Annotated in this window: 18 protein-coding genes and 2 tRNA genes; 14 read left to right on the top strand and 6 right to left on the bottom strand. The window is 38.1% G+C overall.

Annotation, left to right across the window (positions count from 1 at the left end; translation table 11 throughout):
• The first annotated feature begins 146 nt into the window (after positions 1–146).
• The 7 genes from ABH942_RS06080 to ABH942_RS06050 all read left to right on the top strand — a co-directional run bounded on the left by ABH942_RS06080 (position 147) and on the right by ABH942_RS06050 (position 10,086).
• The gene (locus ABH942_RS06080; protein ID WP_370030154.1) at positions 147–1,079 is read left to right on the top strand and encodes an alpha/beta hydrolase; all 933 of its coding nucleotides are present in this window, start codon (positions 147–149) and stop codon (positions 1,077–1,079) included.
• A gap of 67 nt (positions 1,080–1,146) precedes the next feature.
• Positions 1,147–1,527: a VOC family protein gene (locus tag ABH942_RS06075; RefSeq protein WP_370030152.1), complete on the top strand. Its 381-nt coding sequence runs from the start codon at positions 1,147–1,149 to the stop codon at positions 1,525–1,527.
• Between the two features lie 13 nt (positions 1,528–1,540).
• Positions 1,541–1,957 carry a DUF6157 family protein gene (locus ABH942_RS06070; protein WP_370030150.1) on the top strand — a complete coding sequence of 139 codons (417 nt, stop codon included), beginning with the start codon at positions 1,541–1,543 and terminating at the stop codon, positions 1,955–1,957.
• Between the two features lie 177 nt (positions 1,958–2,134).
• On the top strand, positions 2,135–2,458 hold the full coding sequence (locus ABH942_RS06065; RefSeq protein WP_370030148.1) for a DUF6660 family protein: 324 nt from the start codon (positions 2,135–2,137) through the stop codon (positions 2,456–2,458).
• Positions 2,459–2,553: 95 nt separating this feature from the next.
• The gene (locus ABH942_RS06060; protein WP_370030146.1) at positions 2,554–6,900 is read left to right on the top strand and encodes a CusA/CzcA family heavy metal efflux RND transporter; all 4,347 of its coding nucleotides are present in this window, start codon (positions 2,554–2,556) and stop codon (positions 6,898–6,900) included.
• A 7-nt stretch (positions 6,901–6,907) separates the two neighbouring features.
• On the top strand, positions 6,908–8,173 hold the full coding sequence (locus tag ABH942_RS06055; RefSeq protein ID WP_370030144.1) for an efflux RND transporter periplasmic adaptor subunit: 1,266 nt from the start codon (positions 6,908–6,910) through the stop codon (positions 8,171–8,173).
• Positions 8,174–8,187: 14 nt separating this feature from the next.
• Positions 8,188–10,086 carry a heavy metal translocating P-type ATPase gene (locus tag ABH942_RS06050; RefSeq protein ID WP_370030142.1) on the top strand — a complete coding sequence of 633 codons (1,899 nt, stop codon included), beginning with the start codon at positions 8,188–8,190 and terminating at the stop codon, positions 10,084–10,086.
• An 81-nt stretch (positions 10,087–10,167) separates the two neighbouring features.
• Here the strand turns inward: ABH942_RS06050 and ABH942_RS06045 are convergent, their stop codons facing one another.
• Positions 10,168–13,275, bottom strand: a complete 3,108-nt coding sequence (locus ABH942_RS06045; RefSeq protein ID WP_370030140.1) for a choice-of-anchor D domain-containing protein — start codon at positions 13,273–13,275, stop codon at positions 10,168–10,170.
• A gap of 509 nt (positions 13,276–13,784) precedes the next feature.
• Between ABH942_RS06045 and ABH942_RS06040 the strand changes: the two genes are divergently transcribed.
• From ABH942_RS06040 to ABH942_RS06020, 5 genes are all read left to right on the top strand, one after another.
• Positions 13,785–14,348, top strand: coding sequence for a helix-turn-helix domain-containing protein (locus ABH942_RS06040; RefSeq protein ID WP_370030139.1), 564 nt, complete (start codon positions 13,785–13,787; stop codon positions 14,346–14,348).
• A 190-nt stretch (positions 14,349–14,538) separates the two neighbouring features.
• On the top strand, positions 14,539–16,956 hold the full coding sequence (locus ABH942_RS06035) for a heavy metal translocating P-type ATPase (RefSeq protein WP_370030138.1): 2,418 nt from the start codon (positions 14,539–14,541) through the stop codon (positions 16,954–16,956).
• Between the two features lie 88 nt (positions 16,957–17,044).
• Positions 17,045–17,293: a heavy-metal-associated domain-containing protein gene (locus tag ABH942_RS06030; RefSeq protein WP_370030136.1), complete on the top strand. Its 249-nt coding sequence runs from the start codon at positions 17,045–17,047 to the stop codon at positions 17,291–17,293.
• A gap of 24 nt (positions 17,294–17,317) precedes the next feature.
• Complete coding sequence (locus tag ABH942_RS06025; protein ID WP_370030134.1) at positions 17,318–17,533, top strand: heavy-metal-associated domain-containing protein; 216 nt, start codon at positions 17,318–17,320, stop codon at positions 17,531–17,533.
• A gap of 102 nt (positions 17,534–17,635) precedes the next feature.
• The gene (locus tag ABH942_RS06020) at positions 17,636–18,262 is read left to right on the top strand and encodes a Type 1 glutamine amidotransferase-like domain-containing protein (RefSeq protein ID WP_370030132.1); all 627 of its coding nucleotides are present in this window, start codon (positions 17,636–17,638) and stop codon (positions 18,260–18,262) included.
• Between the two features lie 196 nt (positions 18,263–18,458).
• Here the strand turns inward: ABH942_RS06020 and ABH942_RS06015 are convergent, their stop codons facing one another.
• Entirely contained in the window at positions 18,459–19,259 is an 801-nt protein-coding gene (locus tag ABH942_RS06015; RefSeq protein ID WP_370030130.1) for a helix-turn-helix domain-containing protein, read from the bottom strand.
• A gap of 69 nt (positions 19,260–19,328) precedes the next feature.
• Here ABH942_RS06015 and ABH942_RS06010 point away from each other — a divergent pair, with 69 nt between their 5' ends.
• Both ABH942_RS06010 and ABH942_RS06005 read left to right on the top strand, forming a co-directional pair.
• Entirely contained in the window at positions 19,329–20,480 is a 1,152-nt protein-coding gene (locus ABH942_RS06010) for an Atu1372/SO_1960 family protein (RefSeq protein ID WP_370030128.1), read from the top strand.
• Positions 20,481–20,496: 16 nt separating this feature from the next.
• Positions 20,497–21,687 carry a CynX/NimT family MFS transporter gene (locus tag ABH942_RS06005; RefSeq protein ID WP_370030126.1) on the top strand — a complete coding sequence of 397 codons (1,191 nt, stop codon included), beginning with the start codon at positions 20,497–20,499 and terminating at the stop codon, positions 21,685–21,687.
• Between the two features lie 228 nt (positions 21,688–21,915).
• Here the strand turns inward: ABH942_RS06005 and ABH942_RS06000 are convergent, their stop codons facing one another.
• The 4 genes from ABH942_RS06000 to ABH942_RS05985 all read right to left on the bottom strand — a co-directional run bounded on the left by ABH942_RS06000 (position 21,916) and on the right by ABH942_RS05985 (position 24,205).
• Positions 21,916–22,476 carry a porin family protein gene (locus ABH942_RS06000; RefSeq protein ID WP_370030124.1) on the bottom strand — a complete coding sequence of 187 codons (561 nt, stop codon included), beginning with the start codon at positions 22,474–22,476 and terminating at the stop codon, positions 21,916–21,918.
• An 88-nt stretch (positions 22,477–22,564) separates the two neighbouring features.
• Positions 22,565–23,704 carry a helix-turn-helix domain-containing protein gene (locus ABH942_RS05995; protein WP_370030122.1) on the bottom strand — a complete coding sequence of 380 codons (1,140 nt, stop codon included), beginning with the start codon at positions 23,702–23,704 and terminating at the stop codon, positions 22,565–22,567.
• 300 nt (positions 23,705–24,004) lie between these two features.
• A tRNA-Met gene (locus ABH942_RS05990) sits at positions 24,005–24,077 on the bottom strand.
• A gap of 55 nt (positions 24,078–24,132) precedes the next feature.
• Positions 24,133–24,205: transfer RNA gene (locus ABH942_RS05985), tRNA-Met, on the bottom strand.
• Positions 24,206–24,252: the final 47 nt, after the last annotated feature.

Here is a 24,252-nt window from a genome sequence, read left to right as displayed (position 1 = left end):
TTAATGCAACAACATTATGATCAAAGCGATTCTTTACCTAGCATTTTTAATAGTCCAGCAATGTGCTATTCACAGCTAAAATATGCTACAACTAATACAATTGTAAGGATGCCACCAATATCCTTTGGAAATCATATATCAGAAATATGAAAAATAAACTTATCATAGCGGCATTTTGCTGCTTTATAAATACATACGGACAGAAGATAGAAAAAGTATCTCTCGATAAAAATGACCCATCGCATGATTGTTATACCGCAATTCTTCCTGAAAAACAACCAGTGTCAGGATATCTGGTTCTTATTCCGGGTTTTGGAGAAACTCCGGAAAGAACAATGCAGCAAACCGACCTGCCAATTCGTTGTGCAGAAAAAGGCATACTGACCATCATTCCAACGCTCTCGGATGGCGTGATGTCTTTTGGAGTTGATGCTGACAGCCAGAAATCATTGGCAGCAATTATTGAAGACGCAACAAAAAAGTTTAATCTTACGACTCAGCGATTTTATATTGGAGGTTTTTCAATTGGAGGAAGTGCTGCCGTCAAATATGCAGAAATGGCCTTGTCCGGAAATTTTAAAAACAAACCGGTAGCTATTTTTGCGGTCGATCCGCCTCTTGATTTTGAACGGTTTTATAATTCTAGTAAGCGTGATCTCAGGCTCTCGGCAGGATCGCAGCCTAACCAGGAAAATGTGTATATGGTTGGAAGAATTGAACAGATTATGGGAGGCACTCCTGATGATGCATTGAAAAACTATTTTGCGGTTTCGCCTTATTCCTATTCAGATACAGAACAAAAAGCCATTAAAAGCCTGATAAAAATCCCAATACGGTTGTATTCGGAACCAGATGTTAACTGGTGGATTGAAAACAGAAATTCTGATTTCTCAGGCATGAACGTTTTAGACTGCTCGGCTATGATTAATGAACTGAAAAGACTTGGCAATAAGCAGGCTGAACTTATAGTAACAGAAAACAAAGGTTACAGAAAACCAGATAACAAAAGACATCCGCACTCATGGAGCATTGTTGATAATGATAAGCTGATTGCCTGGTTGCTGGAGAAAAAAGGATAAAAGAATTAGGAGCTGTAGGGGCTTTTTAATAAATTCGTATTGAAAAGTGCTGCATAAAATAATACTAATGATAAAATCTTTTAACCCTGGCGTTTATTTTGAAATTCCGGTAGCCGATCTGGAAAGAGCAGTACAATTCTATACTTCCGTTTTTGGTTTTGAGTTTGAAAGAGAGACCATTCATGATAATGAAATGGCACTTTTCCCTTTGGATGAAAAAGCTCAGGGTATTTCAGGAGCGTTGGCAAAAGGCGAAATCTATAAACCTACGAAAGAGGGGACGCTTATTTATCTAAAGAGTAAAGATATTGACAAAACACTGGAACAGGCACTAAATAGTGGAGGTGCGGTGTTATTTCCCAAAACTTTAAATGGCGAATGGGGCTTTGTAGCAGAGTTGGAAGACAGCGAAGGAAACCGTATCGGACTTTTACAGGCATTGGACTAATCACAAAAATGCTATGAAAATACATACTACCAATTATAAAAATGCTTTTATCGAAGTGGCAGAAGATTGCCCTGCTGTAGAAGGAGAGATCCCACCAGTTAAAGGCGAAGCAAAAACTGTGGCAAACCTCCAATTCGAAATGCTAAGCAAAAATCCTTACACATTTACATCTGATGAAGTGGTGTTTCAAACCTATGCCATCAAAAATGATTTGGCAGAAAGTGAATTGGCAACAGCAAGAGAAAAATTTTTCTCCAAAGGACAGGCTTGCCTGAGAACTTCACCGTTGGCGAAACGATATGGCTGGGGCATTCATCACAATAATGAAGGTAAAATAGCGCTTTTTGGATGTGAAACGGATCAATATGAGAAGTTTCAGAAAGATAAAAAGCTGCAAGTAGTGAAAGCGATGAGATCAAGCAGAAAATAAGCATGATAAAAAAGTTGTAATTTCAATCTGTTTAATTGTTTGTTAATTCTATATGAGTAGGTTGTCTTAAGCAAATCTTAAGATGTTTTTAGAGTATTGGCATCATTTTGGCGTAAACAAAGTAATTTCTATACCATTGATTCGATTGGCTTTAAATATTTTTTCTACATTTACAACATGAAATCAACAAGGCATTTTCTTACTTCTTTTTTATCAGTCTACCTACTGGTGCTGATGATCTTGCCTTGTAATGATGTGCACGCACAATTGCAAACAACTTCTTCTACGCAAATTTCTCAATTTCAGAACGAGCAACACCATGAAGATTTTTGTTCGCCATTTTGTATCTGTGCTTGTTGTACTACTCCAATAGTGATGCAATCGGCAATTGTTTTTGAAGTGCCGCATTTTGATAATTCATATACAAAAACACCAAGTTTTTACAAGCCCGTCATATCCAGTTTCTTCGGATCTATTTGGCAGCCACCTCAATTAGTATAATGTTGCGCCGATGAAAGTCGGCCGATTTCTCGCGGAATTTCCGCAAATACACCCGTATTACGGATAAAATCAACATTTATACTAATTCATAATCTATGTTAGATAAGATTATTCATTTCAGCATCCATAATAAATTTATTATCGGGCTGTTTACATTGGCACTCATAATTGTAGGGAGCTATTCACTTTATAAGCTTCCGATTGATGCCCTGCCGGATATTACCAATAACCAGGTACAGATTATCACCAGTTCACCAACCTTGTCGACACAGGATGTGGAACAATTTATAACCTATCCGATTGAACAGGCGGTAAAACCCATTCCAAAAATTGTAGAATTACGTTCTATCAGCCGATTTGGACTAAGTGTGGTCACTGTAGTTTTTGAAGAAAGTGCAGATATCTACTGGGCACGTGCGCAAATTTCCGAACGCATAAAAGAAGCGGAAAATATGATTCCTAAAAATGTCGGTACGCCAGAAATGGCACCTGTCAGTACCGGATTGGGAGAAATATACCAATATGTTGTATTTCCTGAAAAGGGCTATGAAGACAAATACAATGCGACAGAGCTGCGTACGATTCAGGACTGGATTATTAAGCCGCAACTTCTTGGAACAAAAGGTGTTGCAGAAGTTAATACTCTGGGAGGTTATCTCAAGCAGTATGAAATTGCCGTACAGCCAGACAAGCTGAAAAGTATGGGAATAACCATTCCGGAAATATTCACAGCATTGGAATCCAATAACGAAAATACGGGCGGAGCTTATATTGACAAAAAACCATATGCCTATTTTATCAGGGGAATCGGTATGGTCAATAATATTGAAGACATCAGCAAGATTGTTGTCAAAAACCAGAATGGAATTCCTATTCTTATTCGTGATATTGCCAAGGTACAGATAGGAAGCAGTATTCGTTACGGAGCCGTAACCAAAGACGGTAAAGGCGAAGAAGTGAGCGGTATGGTCATGATGCTTAAAGGCGAAAACAGTGGCGAGGTCGTAAAAAGAGTAAAGGAAAAGATGGAGCAGATTAAAAAATCGCTTCCTGAAGGCGTTTCCATCGAACCATTTATAGACCGAACTAAATTGGTAGACAAAGCTATAAATACGGTGCAGACCAACCTGATTGAAGGTGCGCTTATCGTAATTTTTATACTCGTATTGTTGCTTGGAAATTGGCGTGCCGGACTGGTCGTTGCTTCTGTAATTCCATTGGCATTGCTTTTTGCCATTACGATGATGCGGATTTTTGGAGTCAGCGGGAACCTGATGAGCCTTGGCGCGATTGATTTCGGGATTATAGTCGACGGAGCCGTCATTATAGTCGAAGCCATAATCCACAGATTGCAAGTCCGGAAAAAAGAGAATCTTACGGCGGCTCAAATGGATGAGCAAGTCTATCAGGCATCTGTGAAAATCAGGAGCAGTGCTGCTTTTGGAGAAATTATAATCCTGATCGTTTACCTTCCAATTCTCGCTTTGGTTGGAATTGAAGGAAAAATGTTTGGCCCTATGGCACAGACTGTCTCTTTTGCCATTTTAGGAGCTTTTATCCTTTCACTTACTTATGTTCCAATGATGAGTGCATTGGTGCTGAAAAAACAGACCGGGCATAAAAAAAATATAAGCGATAGGATTATTGATGGCATTAATAATTTTTATAGCCCACTACTTCAAAAAGCATTGCAGGCAAAAAGAGTCGTTATTATTTCGGCTGTTGGTTTATTCGCAGCTGCACTATTCTTGTTCAGCTCTTTAGGTGGCGAGTTTATCCCTACATTGGATGAAGGCGATATTGCGACCCATCTTATTATTGCTTCGGGAAGTTCGCTATCGCAAGAAATAGAAGCGACTACAAAAGCCGAAAAAATATTAAAGGCCAAATTTCCGGAAGTCAAGATGATCGTTACAAAAATAGGAAGTGCGGAAATACCAACCGATCCGATGCCTATCGAAGCCGGAGATATGATTATCCTTCTGAAAGATAAAAAAGAATGGACTTCGGCTAAAACTAAAGAAGAACTTATGGAAAAGATGGAAGAAGCATTGCAGGAAATTCCGGGTGCTGCTACTGAATTTTCCCAGCCAATACAGATGCGTTTCAACGAGCTGATGACAGGTGTGCGAAGTGACGTAGCCATTAAGATTTTTGGAGACGATATCGATATGCTTGTAAGCAAAGGTGATGAAGTGCTACAGCTCATTCAAGGAGTAGAGGGCGTTTCGGATGCCAAACTGGAACGTGTGGCAGGATTGCCGCAGATTACTGTGCGTTACAATAAAGACAAACTGGCACTTTACGGATTAAATATAGGCGACCTGAACAGGGTTATTCGTATCGGTTTTGCTGGTGAAGCTGCCGGATTGATTTATGAAAAAGAAAAAAGATTTGAGCTTGTCGTAAGATTGGAAGCAGATAGCAGACAGGATATTTCCAATCTAAAGTCTTTGTTTGTCACTTTGCCTTCCGGAAACCAGATTCCGCTGGAACAGGTAGCCGATATTCAATATGAAGACGGGCCAATGCAGATTAGCCGCGAAGATGGAAGACGAAGAATCGTTGTAGGTTTTAACGTTAGAGGCAAGGATGTCAAAAGAGTTGTAGAAGAAATTCAGGCAAAATTAGACAAGCAATTAAAACTTCCGGAAGGTTATTATACAACGTATGGCGGACAGTTCGAAAACCTCATTGACGCAAACAAACGTTTGATGGTAGCCGTTCCAATTGCCTTGGGACTGATTTTTATCTTATTGTATTTTACATTTAATTCTGTAAAACAGTCGCTATTAATCTTTACTGCAATTCCATTGTCTGCAATTGGAGGAGTATTTGCCCTTTGGATTCGTGGCATGCCTTTCAGTATTTCTGCGGGTGTTGGATTTATTGCATTATTTGGAGTTGCCGTATTAAACGGAATCGTACTGATAGCTTATTTCAATCAATTAAAAAAAGAAGGTATGGATGATATTTATGAACGCATAAAAGAAGGAACCAAAGTAAGATTGCGACCGGTTATCCTTACCGCGTCTGTTGCATCACTGGGCTTCCTGCCTATGGCAATCAGCAGCAGTGCAGGAGCAGAAGTACAGAAACCTTTGGCAACTGTGGTAATTGGCGGATTGCTGACTGCGACTATCTTGACACTGATTGTACTTCCGATTCTGTACTATTATTTTGAAAAAGGTTTTACCAAAAGCAAAAATACGGCTATAGCATCTATTCTTGTTCTGGCTCTTTTTTCAACTACTGCCAATGCTCAGGAAGTTCCTAAAACCTTAGGATTGAAACAAGCCGTTGAATTGGGATTGAAAAACAATACGTTGATACAGTCTTCAGAATTGGAAAGCAAGATGCAGTCGCAATTGAAAGGCACAGCATTCGATCTTCCAAAGACAGAAATTACAGGAACATTTGGTCAGTTAAATACCAATGCCCAGGATAAAAATTTCAGCGTTTCTCAAAGCTTTAGCCCATTCCGATATGGAGCCAGAAGAAAATTGCTGCTTGAAAACAGTAATTTGAGCCAGCTAAAGGCGGGAGTCACAAAACAGGAAATAACGTTTAATATCCGACAGTCGTGGAATGCGATGTTGTATTATTCTGAACTAAACAAAATGCTGTCCAGACAGAATAAGCTGATGCAAAAATTTGTCCGTTCGGCTTCCCTTCGTTTTGATACGGGAGAAACCAATTCGCTTGAAAAAACAACAGCTTTGGCAAAACAGCAAGAACTGGAGCAAAAAATCAAGCAGAACGACGCCATGATTCTTGTAGAAAAATCCAAAATCAGAACTTTCCTCAATAGGAAAGAAGAATTTACAGTGAGCGATACGTCTTTTACCGCATTGCCTTCATTGGCGGTTTTGGATAGTGCCCTAGTAAAGCAGAATCCAAATTACAAATTGGCGCAGCAGCAGGTAGCCGTTGCCGAAGCGGGCAGAAAAGTTGAAAAAGCCATAATGATGCCGGACATCACTGCGGGTTATTTCATCCAATCTTTCAAAGGAAGCCAGGAAGTAAATGGAGAAACGGTTTCTTATGATGGGACACCTCGATTTCAGGGATTTACGGTAGGAATTTCACTCCCGATTTTTGCAGGCAGCAGCGTTTCAAAAATTCAGGCAGCAAAAACAAATATTGAAGTTCAGCAAAAAAATGCAGCCTATATGGAAACGCAGCTTGTGAATCAGCATGAACAGCAGCTGCAACAGCTAAAAACATTCCAATCGCTAATAGACTATTATAAAGGAACAGCGCTTCCAAATGCGGACCTGATTAGTAAAAATGCGGAAAAGGCTTATATGAATGGCGATATTTCATACGTGGAATATGTCCAGGGAGTAGAAACCGCTTTAGACATCAGAACAAATTATATCAATGCAGTAAATAACTTTAACCAGACTGTAATCAACTTGCAGTTTTTGGCGAATCAATAATAATATCATGAACAGAAAAAACATAGTATACGGAAGCCTTGCGGCAATTGCTATCGCTTTAATTCTCTATTTTTCACTTCGACATACCGAAAATGACGGACATAATCACGATGATAAAGCCGCTAAAGCCGAACCAAAAGAAACCGTTTCCGCCAAAGAAGTCGAATTGAATGAAGCACAATACAAAGCCGCTGGAGTTGAGTTAGGGACTTTTGCAATGAAAAATTTGAGTGATGTCGTTAATGCTAACGGCTATACCAAGTTACCGCCACAAAATCAGGCAGACGTTTCAGTGCATCTTACAGGAATTGTCAAGTCCATAAATGTTATTGAAGGACAGGCGGTGAAAAAAGGTCAGGTATTGGCAACGATAGAAAGCCCGGAATTTGCTAAATTGCAGGAAGCCTATCAGACTTCAAAAAGCAATCTGGAATTTCTGACACTGGAGTATGATCGCCAGAAAACATTGAGCGAAGAAAATGTCAATTCCAAAAAAATCTTCCAAAAGACAAAAGCAGATTTTGAGACAGAAAAGGCAAGATTAAGTTCCTTGAAGCAACAGTTGAGTTTGCTCAATTTGAATGGAAGTTCTAGTGCAGGCTCGATAATGCCTATTGTGGCGCCAATTTCAGGCTTTATTACTGAAATAAATATCAAAATAGGTAGTAATGCCGAAGTAGGGAAGCCGCTATTAAGCATAGTTGACAATTCGCAATTGCACGTAGACCTTTTGGTATATGAAAAAGATTTGCAGAAAGTAAAACCGGGACAGAATATCCGATTTGTACTGACCAATCAGGACAATACGGAAATTAAAGGAAAAGTTTTTAACGTAGGTAAAGCTTTTGAAAACGAAACCAAATCCGTCGCAGTTCATGCCGATATTATCAACAAAAGCCAAACATTGATTCCGGGAATGTATGTTAATGCCTTGATTGATGTTGGAGCTAAAGACGTACAGGTACTTCCATTAGATGCCATTGTTAAGGCAGAAGGAAGAGAATTTATCTTCATCCTTGAAGAAGGACACGAAGAAGAGGCACACGATTCAGAAGAAGGCCATTCGCATGAGGATGGACACAAACACGAAGAAGCTGGCAAGATGTATCATTTTCAAAGAATAGAAGTAAAAACAGGAACATCACAATTGGGATATGTTCAGGTTTCTGTACTCCAAAAAATCGATGCTAATGCCAAGATTGTCTTGAAAGGAGCATATTATATCCAAAGCCATCTGCTAAAAAGTGAAGGCGGTGGCGGACACGAACATTAATCAAAAACAAGATTATGGCACACGATCATAGCGAAGCAGGACATTCGCACAGCCACGATAGTAATTGGAAAGCCTACTTTCCTGTCATAAGCAGTTTTCTGCTTTTGATTTTGGGAATCTGGTTTGAACAATCTGAAATGGGATTTTTTAAATATCCTGTAGATTTGATATGGTATATTGTCGCTTACCTTTTGGTAGGATTAAAAGTCAATTACCATGCTTTAAAAGAAATCCGAAACGGGAATATTTTTTCTGAATTTTTCCTGATGTCTATTGCTACCATCGGGGCATTTTTTATCGGAGAATATTCTGAAGGCGTTGCGGTTATGCTATTTTATGCCGTAGGAGAATTGTTTCAGGATGCTGCCGTCCAAAGAGCACAGCGCAGTATTAAAGCATTGCTTGATATACGTCCCGATACGGTAACCGTAATCCGAAATGGGGAACCGGCGGTAGTCAATCCTTCCGAAGTCCAAATAGGAGAAATTATCCAGATGAAACCCGGAGAAAAAGTAGCATTAGATGGAGAATTGATATCAGAGAACGCTTCGTTTAACACAGCGGCTCTTACGGGCGAAAGCAAACCCGACACAAAAATAAAAGGTGAAGCAGTTTTAGCAGGAATGATTAACCTTCAAACTCTAATAGACGTTAAAGTTACAGCATTATTCAGAGACAGCAAACTTTCCAGAATCCTCGAAATGGTACAGGAAGCTACGGCACGAAAGTCAAAGACGCAGCTTTTTATTTCCAGATTTGCCAAAATTTATACGCCAATAGTAGTGTTTTTTGCCATTGCCATAGTTTCGTTACCTTATCTGTTTGTAGAAAACTATGTCTTTAATGACTGGTTGTATCGCGGACTGGTTTTCTTGGTAATTTCCTGTCCTTGTGCTTTGGTAATATCAATTCCATTAGGTTATTTTGGTGGTATAGGACTGGCTTCACGCAACGGAATTCTTTTTAAAGGCAGCAATTATCTGGATGTAATGACAAAAACAGATGTTGTAGTAATGGACAAAACGGGTACGCTAACCAAAGGTATTTTTGAAGTACAGGAAGTCGTATCGGTTATAGACCAAAAAGAATTATTGCTTTTGACAGCAGCCTTGGAGAGCAAATCAACACACCCTATTGCCAATGCAATTGTCAGATATTCCAGCGGAAGCTATAAAAATGCTGCCGTTTCTGAAGTAGAAGAAATTGCCGGACATGGATTGGAGGGAATTGTTAACGGTAAGACAGTATTGGCAGGAAATCTGAAATTGCTTAAAAAGTTTAACGTTGCATACGACAAAATAATTGAAACCAAAGTGGAAACGATTGTGGCCGTAGCTGTAGATGGAGTTTACGCCGGTTATTTTGTAATTGCTGATGAACTAAAAGAAGATGCCAAAGCTGCGATTTCGAGCCTGCATGCGTTAAACGTACAAACAGTAATGCTCAGCGGCGATAAGCAGAGCATCGTAGATAAGGTTGCAAAAGAATTAGGCATCGATACTGCTTTTGGAAATTTGCTTCCCGAAAACAAAGTAGAAAAAGTTCAGGAGCTAAAAAATCAGGGAAAAACCATCGTGTTTGTTGGCGATGGAGTAAATGATGCTCCTGTAATTGCACTTGCTGATGCCGGAATAGCAATGGGAGGTTTGGGAAGCGATGCGACAATCGAAACTGCCGATGTCGTAATCCAGAACGATCAGCCGAGCAAAATTCCGACCTCTATAAAAATAGGAAAAGTGACACGAAGAATTGTCATGCAAAATATCAGCTTGGCATTTGGCGTAAAAGTAATCGTGCTTATTTTAGGAGCCGGAGGTCTGGCTACCTTATGGGAAGCAGTATTTGCGGACGTAGGAGTGGCGCTTCTGGCTATATTAAATGCAGTCCGGATTCAAAGAATGAAAATCCAATAAATGAAGAAACCATCAATTGTTATTGATGGTTTCTCTTTTTTATGCGGTTGCTGGCTCAGTAAGCCGGCATAAAGCAAAAGCTTATTTTACAGCAACTTTTTTAGTAGCTGTAGTATTTCCAGATTTGATTTGGATGATATAGATTCCTTTTTGTACGTTTCCTAAATCAATTACTTCTTGTGAAGCTACTTTTTTAGAAAGGATATTTTTTCCTAAAGAATCAAATACTGTAATGTCAGCATTCTCACCGGCAAAATCCAATTGGAATTGTCCGCTGTTTGGATTTGGATATAGTTTTATTTCGCTATCCAAAGCTGTAGTGCTTTTTTTGTTTGATACGGCAGCTCTTGGAGAAGCACTGTAGCAAGTCCAAGCCACATCATCAATAATTACTCTGTTTACACTGTTTCTGATTTCGATAGTAGCGTTTCCAGATACGTTTATAACTTGAGAGTAAACAGTTGTAGCAGTTGAAGTAACAGCTATATCACCACCATATTGTACTCCGTTTACGAATACTTTCAAAACAGAATCACCAGTGAAAACTCTTTGATAGTTGAAAGTCAAAGTACCAATACCTGTAGTAATAAAAGATGTGTTAGTCAAAGTTCCTGTTCTTAGAGCGATAGCATCACCGTTCAAATCCTGATCAGTTCTGGCATCAGTAGCAGACCAAGTAATACCGTTGTTTCCTGTCCATGTTCTTGTAGCATAAGAATTTGAGTTGCTTCCAAGATTAGAGAAAGTTTCTGTACCTCCAACACATGGAGCACCAGTAGTCAAGATTTCATCATAAGCTGGAAGTGTAGCATAGAAAGGACTTCCAATACACTCAGCATTATATGGGTAAATTGCAATAGAATAATTTGTATTAGCAGTAAGACCTGAAACGTTAAAAGTAGCGTTAGTACCAGCATAAACTACTTTTCCAGCTCCTAGAGTATCATTTACTTGGTAAACAGTTCCGTTAACCGGAGCATTTATTACACCAGCACTTGGGCTCATGATTGCAAGGTATCCTGAAGCAGTAACACCTGAAACAGCAACAGAAGCAGAAGTATCAGTTATGTTAGAGCTTGTAATTACAGCTGTTCCAGTTGGAGCAACACAGTTTTCCTGAACGCTAGCCTTAAGAGTGATTTGGCAAGAACCTTCATTCGCATCATTATTTACAACAGTAAGAGTTGCAGGCTTGTTTCCAAGAGTAGCACCGTTGAATTGTACTTCAACTTCAATAGCACTTGAAGGAACTACTGTGAAAGGAGCAGCTGGAGAAACGATAGTGTAATTAACAGCATCGCTCAATGTAAGAGCGCTTACTTCTAAATCTTGATTACCTAAATTCTCAACAGTAAAGATGATGCTTTTGTTTGTGTTTGGAAGAACAGCTCCAAAATCCATAGTAAAGCTACCACATTCTTTTAAGATTAGGTCACTGTCAGAAAGTTGTAATTCTGGACCGTTTGGTACAGTATAGCAATTCCAAGATAAATCGTCAATGATAGTTCTGTTACCGCTGTTTCTGATTTCGATAGTTATTGGACCGGCAACATTAATAGCTTGAGAAAATGCAGTAGTAGTGTCAGATGAAACAGTAATGTCTCCACCATATTGTACTCCGTTTACGAATACTTTTAGAGTTGAGTCACCAGTAAATACTCTTTTGTAGTTGAAATTCAATGTTCCGATACCACCAGCAACAGCAGTCGTGTTTTTAAGGATTCCAGTTCTCAATGCAATAGCATCACCAGTCAAATCCTGGTCATTTCTTGAGTCAGTTGCAGACCAAGTTACACCATTGTCACCTGTCCAGGTTCTTGAAGTATAAGTACTAGAAGCAGTTCCTAAGTTAGAGAACGTCTCATTTCCACCAATACATGGTGCTACTGGAGTTGAAAATGCTTTGTTGATTGAAGTTTCAGTAAAGTATAATGGACCTCCTGTGCAATTAGTATTATTATAAGGGAATACAAAAATATAGTATGGCGTATTTTCTATAAGTCCAGAAAGAGAGAAAGTAGCATTAGTTCCTTTGTAAGCAACTGTTCCACCACCTAAGCTATCTCCAACATTATAACTTGTAGCATTTGCAGGAGCTGCAGATAAAGTGCTTGATGTTGAAATAACAGCAAGGTAAGCATCAGCAATAGCGCTAGTTACAGCAACATTTGCAGAAGAATGTGTAATGCCTGAAACAGTAACATCAGCACCAGTAATAACTGGAGCAACGCATGGCTGTAGAGCAGTTCCTACTAGGTTAACTACACAAGAAGCCTCGTCAGCGTCGTTGCTTACAACAGTCAATGTAGAATTTTTAACTCCTGCAGTTGTACCTTGGAAACGAACTAAAACTAATCCGGAAGCAGAAGGAGCAACTGTAAAAGGAACAGAAGGAGAAATAATTGTGAAATCTGTTGAATTGCTTAAAGTCAAAGCGCTAACATTCAAAGCAGCAGTTCCAAGGTTTTTAACTGTGAATACAGCATCATTATACTGATTTACAGCGTGTGATCCGAAATCGATAGAAAGATTTCCACACTCACGGTTAGTGCCTGAACCATCAGCTAATTGGATCTCTGGACCAGCAACAGTAGAATAGCAGCTCCAAGTCAAATCATCAACAATAGTTCTGTTACCACTGTTTCTGATTTCGATAACAGCATTTCCTGATACATTTACAGCAAAAGAAAAAGTAGCAGATACATCAGAAGTAACAGCGATATCTCCACCATACTGAACACCGTTTACAAACAGTTTCAAAGTAGAGTTTCCAGTGAATACTCTTTTATATTTAAAGCTAAGTGTTCCAACACCGTTAGCAATAGTACTGGTGTTTTTTAAGGTGCTCGTTCGTAAAGCAATTGCTTTACCAGTAAGTTCCTGATCCGTTCTTGCGTCTGTAGCAGACCAAGCTACGCCATTGTCACCTGTCCATGTTCTTGTAGCATAAGCGGTAGAAGCTGTCCCAATGTTTGAGAATGTTTCTGAACCTCCAGTGCAATCGAACATGTTCAATGCCAAAGTACGGTATGGGTTTTCAAAAATAGTTGATCCATCTATAGGATTTACTAATATTCCAGCATTAAATGCTGTAGATTTAGATACGCTAATCGATGAGGACGATTTCCCGAAAGAAAGTCCCGATATGCTTGCGAATACTAAAGCAGCTAAAAATCGTTTTTTAAACATAATTGTAAAATTTAAGATTGGAAGGAAATAGTGTTTTTTAAAGGATAAAATATACCTGCAGGGTTTATCGCTTTATCATTCCAAATTTAATTTTAATAATTTTTTAAGAACAAATTTTTAGAATAAGGATTTATTAAAAAATGGTTATTAACTATTTGGTATATAGTGTTTTATATTACAAATTGGTAACAAGTAAAAGTAGGATTTTTATTATTTTTTATTTATATTTACTAGGCAAAAATCAAAAGATTCTAGGCTGGGACTGGCTTTGAGAACTAAATGAGTAATATAAATCTCAATTTGTGAGTTTATTTTTGGTTATCCTAAATTTTACAAATCGTAAATAACCTGGAAAATAAAAAAGTAGGCTGTAAATGACAAATTGTTAGTTGTTTAAGAATAGAAACTAAGCAAATGCCAGATGCCTGGAGGAGCAGTGCAATTAAAACGCGGATTGACCAACTTAAATTGTAAATTTGTTTTGAAAATCTATAAGATGACACAATACTATGGACACACTTTTTATTAAAAATATGGTTTGCAATCGCTGTATTATGGTAGTGCAAAATGAATTGGATAAATTGGGATTAGACGTAAAAAGCATTAAGCTGGGTGAAGTAGTAGTAGGAAAGGAACTTACAACCGAAGAGAAAAAGAAATTAGATGCCGTTTTTACTCCATTGGGATTTGAAGTGATCGATGACAAAAAAAGCAGGATTATCGAAAAAATAAAAAATACAATCATTGAACTTGTCCACCATCAGGATAATGGTGCTAAAACGAACCTTTCAGAAGTGTTAAGCAGCAAGCTGAATCATGACTATAATTATTTGTCGAACCTGTTTTCCGAAGTGGAGGGCACAACAATTGAAAAGTACTTTATCGCTCAAAAGATAGAAAAGGTAAAAGAACTATTAGTATATGACGAATTGTCTTTAAGCGAAATTGCTTTTCGCATGAATTATTCAAGCGTTGCCTACTTAAGCAATCAATTTAAAAAAGTGACCGGACTAACGCCTAGCCATTTCAAACAAATTCGGGAAGAGAAAAGAAAACCTTTGGATAAAGTATAAAGCTGAATGTTTGCACTGCGGCTTAGCGTCTTTGCGTGAAAATATTGCTCGCAAAGACGCTGAGCCGCAAAGATCTTAAAGAGAAATCAAGAACTTCTTCCCTAAATCTTACAAATCAATTCCAAAATTCCACAATAGCCCCCGTTGAAATTATACCCAATTTTGTATTGTAAACTAAAGCAAACGAAATATGGCAACAAATAGCAATAAAGAAATCATCTATCTTCCCCTGGAAGATGTTGAAAGCGAACATTGTGCATTAATAGTTGAAAAAGGATTGGCTCAAGTAAAAGGTATAGAAACCCATAAAGTGGAGCTAAACAATCGCCGTGCAGCTATTACAGTAGGCAAAAACGAAGTTGTTGGCGAGGCGGTTAATGCCATCCGAGAATTGGGTTATGGTGTTTCAACTGTAAAACATACATTTCCGGTATTGGGAATGACTTGTGCTTCCTGCGCAAGTAGTGCCGAAAGCATTGTTTCATTTCAAGAAGGCGTAATTAATGCTTCTGTAAACTTTGCAACCGGCAATCTTACGGTAGAATACCTTCCTAATATGACAGATGCGTCAAAACTGCAAAAAGCAGTACAATCTATTGGATATGATTTATTGATAGAAAACGAAAATAAACAGCAGGAAACATTAGAAGCCATCCATGCCCAAAAATTCCAAAAACTAAAAAGCAAGACCATTTGGGCTATTATATTATCACTTCCGGTGGTAACCATAGGAATGTTTTTTATGGATATTCCCTATGCCAACCAAATCATGTGGCTTTTCTCAACTCCGGTAGTTTTGTGGCTGGGTAAGGACTTTTTTATCAATGCATGGAAACAGGCAAAACACCGTTCTGCTAACATGGATACCTTAGTAGCGTTGAGCACAGGTATTGCTTACCTTTTCAGCGTTTTCAATATGCTGTTTGAAGATTTTTGGCACCAAAGAGGACTGCATGCTCACGTTTATTTTGAAGCAGCGGCCGTTATTGTTGCATTCATCTTGTTAGGAAAACTGTTAGAAGAAAAAGCCAAAGGCAATACATCGACAGCCATAAAAAAACTGATGGGCTTACAGCCAAAAACTGTAATCATTATACAACCAGATGGTACTGAAAAACAAATAGCCATTGAAGATGTACATGAAGGTGATGTCATTCTTGTAAAACCAGGAGAGAAAATAGCAGTAGACGGTATGGTCGTTTCAGGCAGTTCGTATGTAGATGAAAGTATGCTAAGCGGTGAACCGGTTCCGGTACTGAAAAAAGAAAGTGAAAAAGTATTTGCCGGTACGATCAACCAAAAAGGAAGTTTCCGCTTTGAAGCCGTGAAAGTAGGCAAAGAAACAATGCTTGCCCAAATTATTAAAATGGTGCAGGACGCACAAGGTAGTAAAGCGCCAGTGCAGAAATTGGTAGACAAGATTGCAGGCATCTTTGTTCCGGTTGTTATCGGAATTGCGATCTTCACTTTTATCTTATGGCTGATTCTTGGCGGGGATAATGGTTGGGTACAAGGATTGTTAGCAGCGGTTACAGTTTTGGTTATTGCTTGTCCTTGCGCGTTAGGCCTGGCTACTCCAACGGCCATTATGGTTGGTGTGGGTAAAGGCGCAGAAAAAGGAATTCTGATTAAAGATGCTGAAAGCCTGGAGCTTGCAAAAAAAGTAACGGCTATCGTATTGGATAAAACAGGAACCATAACCGAAGGCAGACCACAAGTAACGGGTATCCAATGGCTAAATAATAACGACACGGCCAAAACGATTTTGCTAAGCATCGAAAAACAATCCGAACACCCATTAGCAGAAGCCGTGGTAAAACACTTGGAAGGAGTTCCAACAATAGCTTTGTCTCTATTTGACAGTATTACGGGTAAAGGTGCAAAAGCTAATTATGAGAATGAAACCTATTTTGTAGGCAATAAAAAACTTTTGGCTGAAAACAATATTACCATTGCGTCACCATTGCAAAAGCAAGCCGATGAGTGGGGCAGTCAATCCAAAACTGTTATCTGGTTTTCAGACAGCAAACAAGCCCTTTCTGTTATCGCTATTTCCGATAAAATAAAAGAAACATCAGTAGAAGCTATCAAAGAAATACAGGAAATGGGGATTGACTTATATATGCTTACCGGTGATAATGAAGCTACGGCAAAAGCCATCGCCCAACAAACAGGCATCGGACATTATAAGGCAGAAGTAATGCCGCAGCATAAAGCAGATTTTATAAAAGAACTGCAAAAGCAAGGCAAAGTCGTAGCGATGGTAGGTGATGGTATTAACGACAGTACAGCCTTAGCAACAGCAGACGTAAGTATTGCGATGGGCAAGGGAAGTGATATTGCTATGGACGTTGCTAAAATGACCATTATTTCATCAGACCTTACCAAAATACCACAAGCCATAAGACTTTCAAAACAGACCGTAGCTACCATCAAGCAAAACCTGTTTTGGGCATTTATCTACAATCTTATTGGGATTCCAATTGCAGCTGGTATTCTTTATCCTATCAACGGTTTCTTACTAAACCCGATGATTGCCGGTGCAGCTATGGCATTGAGTAGCGTGAGCGTGGTAACAAATAGCTTGCGATTGAAATGGAAAAAGTAAATCAGTAAATCTCACAAATCAAACAGAAAATTACACAACAGTTGCCCTTAAAAGAATAGCCAACTTTGTATTATAAAAATTAAATAAAATGAAACAGATGATAATCAATATACCTGATATGCAAAGCGCGCATTGTCAGGTAAGAGTTAACAATGCGGTAAAAGATATTGAAGGCGTTCAGATTCAAAATGTGGAAGCAGGCAAAATAACGGTTACTGTTGCGTCTGATACTACTAAAAGTGAAATTGTAAATGCTATTGAAAAAGCAGGCTATAGTGTCTCTCCAGAAAACAGCAATAGCGAATCAGATTGCGCTACAGGATGTTGCAATAATTAATTCTAATTACAAACGATCAATAAAATGGAAAATAAAAAATTTCAATTCAAGACCAATATTAATTGCGGTGGCTGCGTTGCTTCTGTAAAACCACATTTAGATAAAGCAGAAGGTGTTAATGAATGGAATGTGGATACTGACAATAAAGATAAAATTCTAACTGTAAAAACAGAAGGAATTACCGAAGAACAAATGTTGGATATTATCAAAAAAACAGGTTTTAAAGCAGAACCGGTGTGAATTTAATTGTTTAATATGGTGAGGCCGTATTTTCTATCGATGAAAATACGGCCTTGTTTTTTTATAAATTTACAGAAGAATTAAAATTACCATAAAACGACTATGAATTTATATTTGTCTTCATTTCAGTTTGGAAATGAATCGGATCAACTTTCTGAATTATTGCCCCATGGAGCAAAAATCGGACATATTACTAATGCTACGGATTGGCAAGGCGCAGATGAAGTAAGAAGAAAAGTAGATTTGGAAAGAGACATGGCTTTCCTGCAAGGCTTAGGATTTAAAAATGAACATTTAGATTTAAAAGACTATTTTAATAGGGAAGAAGCTTTGGATAAAAAGATTGCAGAACTTGATGGAATATGGGTGTCTGGAGGTAATACTTTTATTTTGCGGCAGGCTATGCGATTAAGCGGATTTGACGCAATTTTCGAAAAACTACGCCAACGTAATGATTTTTTATATGGAGGTTACAGTGCCGGTATTTGTGTCTTATGCGATTCACTGAAATATATTGAAAAAGTAGACGACCCGACTCAATTTCCTTATGAGCGAATTAAAGATCCTATTTATGAAGGTTTGGGCTATTTTAATCATGGTATTTTACCGCACTACAAATCAGATCATTTTGAATCGGCCGCTATGTCGGAAGAAGTGCAAAGATGTATCGATAATAAATGGCTGTTTAAAACTCTAAGAGATGGAGAAGTTATTATTATAAAAGAATAATTGATTACCTGAAACTTTACCTCAAAAACAAATTCCCTTTCTTACTTTGCGGCTCTGCGCCTTTGCGTGAAATAGTTGCTCGCTAAGGCGCAGAGCCGCAAAGTTTATACACAGAAATCATTGAAGTCTAATTTTTCATGCTTCTAGAAACTTTAAATCTGGGCAATCCTTTAAATCTGTGGCTGGAATAAAAACATTACTTTTTTAGCCTGGGTTTTGTTTTCATTATAGCATAATAGGAAGAAGTAAAAGCCGGCAAACTTTTATAGCCAACCATAAGAGCAATCTGGCTTAATGTATATTGTTTGGTATCAATCAGCTCTATACTTTTCAATATACGGATTAACTGCATGTATTTTTGTACCGTGATTCCTGTTTCCTGCTTAAAGATACGTTGCAGGCTGCGCACGGACATTTTTGCTATGTCAGTAAATACGTCAATATCAAAATTATATCCATAATTGGCATTGATATAATTACAAACGGGCAGCAGACGATTGTCGGCAGGAACCGGAATTTGTAAAAACTCATTCTCATTACAAAAATAAGGCAGGCTGCTTAGCATGGCTTTCAAAAAAAGTGTCTGTTCTTCATCCTCATTTAGAAACTGGTTCCATTTTTCGGCATACAAAAGCATTTCCTTTAATACAGATGGAGCTGCGAAAACATGTATATGCTCATAGAATTCATGCTCTGGCACTGATTTAAACAGGACAATCATCAAATTGACCGTCTTGGCATCGGAAGTTGTGCGGTGCTCTTTACCTGATGGTATCCAAATAACATGGTTTTGAGGAACGAGGTAGGTTTTTTGCCCTATGTGAAAATACTGATAGCCATCTTCCACATAGGTCAGCTGATAACGCTGATGGGCATGCTCATACTCATCATGTTGCCAGTTTTTTTCATACCAAACATAAGCATCAGTCGATACATCATCTACATATCGGCCTCTGCTTTTTTCAGTCAGTCCACATTTTATATTGTCGTTTTGCATATACTTTATGGCAAATTTAATAAAAATGCCATTATTAACTTTGTTATTGAATTTAATACATAAGAAAAAATGAAAAAATCGTATTCTTTCCTGATAGGGATTTTAGTACTATTCATAATAAATACAGCTATGGCACAGAAACAAACGGCAAAGGTTTTAGTTCTCATTTATTCTGATAATGGCGGAACTTACGAGTTGGCAAAAGAAATAGCCAAAGGAATTGAAAGCGGACAAAATGTTCAGGCAACCATCAAACAGGTAAAGGCATCTGATAATCCCAAACTTAAAAATATTCCTGTAGCTACAGTCGACGAATTGGCTAACTATGACGGCATTGCTTTTGGATCGCCTGTATATTTCGGCAACATCAGTACGGGAATGAGTGAGTTTTTGTCAAAAACAATCGGTTTATGGACAAGCCACGCTTTGGAAGGCAAACCGGCTACGGTTTTTATGTCGGCAGGAAGCGGAGCAGGAAAAGAGCTGGCTTTACAGTCGTTTTGGAACAGTCTGGCTGTTCACGGAATGGTTTTGGTACCTAACGGCATTAGCGGTTATGAAAATATTGACAAGACCATTCCGCAAGGAAATTCTGTTTTAGGAACCACAAGCCTTGCTTCATTAAATACGGTTGAAAGACCGTCCAAAAGTGAACGCTATCTGGCAGAAGTGCAAGGTAAAAACTTTGCAAAAGTAGCTTATGCCCTTAGAGGAGACGAAAAGGCCAAAAATGTAAATAAGGCTGAGGTGACAGAAAACAAAATTGATGTCAATCAGATTTTAAAGGATAAGAATATTGTGTTGCCATCACTTCCTAAACCGGTTGGGAATTATGAGCTTTATGCACGTTCCGGAAATCTGATATTTATCAATCAGGTAGCTCTGAAAAATGGAAAAATAGTCAATCCAGGTAAAGTGGGAATAAATGTCACAGAAGAACAAGTAAAAGAAGCTACCACAGTAACAATGCTGAATGTTCTGGCGATACTAAAAGATGCTGTTGGAGGAGATTTAAATCGCGTAAAAAGATGCGTACAACTGATTGGCATATTCAATACGCCAGACACCTATACCAAACATGCAGAACTTATGAATCCTGCTTCAGATCTTACTGTTGAAATATTTGGAGATAAAGGCAAGCATACGCGAAACACATCAGGAGCCAATTCACTACCCGTAGGTTCTTCTGTTTCAATCCAGGCCATTTTTGAAGTCGAATAAATACGTATAAATTGAAATGAAAAATAAAATTAGTTTGTCGCTGCTCAGTGTAATAGTGATTATACTGATTGGCGGCGGCCTGCGTTCGCCTATTACTGCTGTCAGTCCTGTATTAAGCGAAATAATAGCCGTATTGCATCTGAATAATCTGCAAGGAAGTCTACTGACGTCCATTCCGTTGATTGTATTTGCCAGCTGTTCCGTTTTGGTAAGCAAAATTGCGGTTAAAGCCAATATACATTACAGTTTGATTTATTCGCTTATTTTCCTGATCATGGGACTCTATCTTAGGGTTTATGGAAACGTACCGATGTTATACATCGGCTCATTTCTGATTGGCTTGGGAATTTGTATCGGTAATGTAACGACACCAGCCTATATAAAAAATCGGTTTCCAGAAAAAATCGGAATCATGACCGGCGTGTTTTCGGTAGCGATGAATTTGGTGGCCGCATTAGCGTCGGGTTTTAGCATCGCTGTTGGAAAATGGACAAATTTAGGCTGGAAAGGTTCTTTGGGTATTTGGATAATATGGACGTTGCTGGCTCTTTTTGCAGTAGGCATAGAGGCTTTTTCAAGTAAACGCACCTCTGTAAAGAAACCTGCCACACAAACAACTAAAAACGAATTCAATATATTCCGTTCCAAACAAGCCTGGAACATTAGTGTCTTTATGGGGATTCAGTCATTGGTGTACTATTGCTTAGTGGCTTTATTGCCAATCGTATTGGTTGATTATGGAATGGAAAAAGAAGAAACCGGATTGGTGCTTTTGGTTATCCAATTATCGATGCTGCCAATAATGTTTATCAGTCCTATTATTGCCAGCAAAATGAAAGACCAGAAACAAATGATTTATGGTGCCGGTATTTTAATGTTTGTCGGAATAAGCCTGATAGCCCTGTTCAAAACCCAATATATTTATTTGGCGGCTGTCCTTATCGGAACGGCAAGTGGTTGGACATTCAGTCTTTCCATCCTGTTTTTCTCACTCAAAAGCAAAACAATGGACGGTACGATTAAAGTTTCTGGAAAAGCACAATCGGTAGGCTATCTAATTGCAGCTTTCGGCCCGCCTGTTTTTGGAATGCTGCACGATTGGGATACGTCCTGGCAAAGCTCATTTTACTTCGTGATGCTGATGATCGTTATCATGATCTTTTTTGGAAGAAAGGCTGCTAAACCACGTTTTGTTGAGGAGCATTAAGCCCGTAAGAATAAGTGTGAATATGCGTAGCACAACAATTCTCTCAAATGGACTTTGCGTATCTGCGCCATTGCGAGCAATTATTTTCACGCAAAGAAGCAGAGACGCAAAGCATAAAAAGGTATAAGAAAAACAAAAACAGGCAAAATGATTAAATCACTTTGCCTGTTTAATAATGGGAAGCATTAAAATAGCTAACCAGTTTATTGGAGATTTGTTGTAAGGCTACTAGAAAAAGAAATAACCAACAGACACTTGAAGTACTCCGTTTTTATTTTTACCGGAATAATTATCCAAATTATTAATGTCAGTTAATCCCAGGTTATATCGTACACCAAAATTAATTCCGTTTTCAAGCTTATAGCCCAAGCCAAAATTAACGCCAAAATCAAAAGTTTTAAACGAGTCTTTTACATCTTTCTTCTCATCTTTCGCAGAAAGTAAAAAACCTAGTTGCGGTCCGGCTTCAATACTCAATCCTTTTGTTATATAATATTTTCCCATTAAAGGAACGTTCAGATAATTTAAGGCAACTAGATTATCCTTATCCTTGAAACTATATCCCTGACCAGAAAACATTACTTCAGGTTGAAAAGAAAATTTATCTGAAATGGGAATTTCTGATAAAAGACCAAAATTAAATGCTGTTACAGGATCAATCTCTTTGGTATTATCTCCGCTAATAGATGCGAAGTTTAGACCTCCTTTAGCTCCAAATTTAATTTTTTGTGCATTAACATTTGTAACTCCTAAAACTGCAACAACAGCTAGTAATAAAATTTTTTTCATAAAAAGTGATTTGAATTATTCAGGTCCAAAATTCACATAAGAAAAAATAGCAAAGGTTTCAAAAGCTTAAAAATGTATAAAATGGCACCTATTTACTGGTGTTTTTGTACTCATTGGGTGTCTGACCCGTAACTTTTTTAAAGGCTTTGTAAAAAGTCGTTTTTGAAGTAAACCCGGATTCTAATCCCATAGCCAGTAAATTGTAGTTTTCATATTCAGAATTTGAAATCATTTCCTTGACGGCTTCAACCCGATAGTTGTTTATATAATTGGCAAAGTTGTCTCCTGTTATCGTGTTTACAATCTGTGAAACATATCCCGCGCTTATGCCGAGGCTTTCAGCGACTTTTTCTCTGTTTAATGTACTGTCAGTATAAATGTGCTCCTCTTTGCAAAGAAGTTCTAGTTTTTGGAAATAAAGATTATCTGCCGTGATAGATTCCCTATATTCTTCTGTTGTAGGTGTGCTATTTTCTACAATTTGCAAATTGCTATACGAAATAGCTAAATCTTTATTCAGGAAATTATGGATGGCATCTTTGTTTTTGGCCAATCTGTATTTGTAAATGCCCATATAAGCTGTCCAATGAATTATGAAAGTTCCAAATAAAGCCACGGCACGCATAGTAGAAGAAATGTCATAGTTGAGAAATATGCCGGTTAGCGCGGTAATAAGCCAGGAGAATAACAAGAAAGAAACGAGGGTTGATATGGTAATTACCCATTTTTTTTCCTGTGAATCTTTTAAATGTCTTATCATAAAACAAGAGTAAATCAGCAAGGAAGGGATGAATATAACAACTAAAATAAAATGAATCAGACCAAGTATTTGGATTAGAAAGGTAGCTGACTCAGGAATAGTATAAATTCCTGCAATACTATCAAGATCGCATGTGATATGAAAGATCGCAGAATAGGTAAATGGAATAAAACACAAATAAATTTTTTGCTTGTTTTTTACAGTATCATCAATCCGGTTTATAATAAACAGAAACATGAAAACAGGTAATAAAAGCGCCCACTCAACATCGTCAATAAAGTGTAGGAAAGGATAGGGTGTATAGGTGCCTTCAATCTCAAAAACATAATTCAGTAAAAGAATTGAAAGTGTAAATAGTAAGTAGGCCAGGTATTTATTTGAATTGCTATTGAATAACGAAGACTTTAAAATAAGCAAGCCTAAGACCATTCCTTGAAAAATCGCAATGTTTAAAAGTGTAGTATACATCAATTTTTTAATGTAAAAGTTGTTTTTAAGATTTGTTTTAGGCTATTATGCAATTTTTAAAACATAGCTTATTTCGTGCGAATTGATGAGGCGAATTTATAGTAATACAGATGACTTTCTTAATGGATTAATAAATGATTAACTAAAATGATTTTATTGATTTGTATAAAAATGATCCCGGCTCTCCGAAGAGTTTTTTGTGGAAAGCTGCGTAAAGGTTTTTTTGGATTTGCGAAATAGGGTTTAGGCAAAGGTAAATTAAACAAAAAAAGCTCCAGATTTCTCTGAAGCTTTTCCTTGTAGCGGGAACTGGACTCGAACCAGTGACCTTCGGGTTATGAGCCCGACGAGCTACCTACTGCTCTATCCCGCGATGTGCGTTTGTATTCTCAGTATGTCTTTCTTATTGGAGTTCCAATAAATCTTAGTAGCGGGAACTGGACTCGAACCAGTGACCTTCGGGTTATGAGCCCGACGAGCTACCTACTGCTCTATCCCGCGATGTTTCGGGTGCAAATTTACAACGATTATCTTAAATAACAAGCTTT

Source organism: Flavobacterium sp. 28YEA47A (assembly GCF_041262125.1).
Taxonomy (GTDB): domain Bacteria; phylum Bacteroidota; class Bacteroidia; order Flavobacteriales; family Flavobacteriaceae; genus Flavobacterium.
This window is presented reverse-complemented; position numbering and strand designations above follow the sequence as displayed.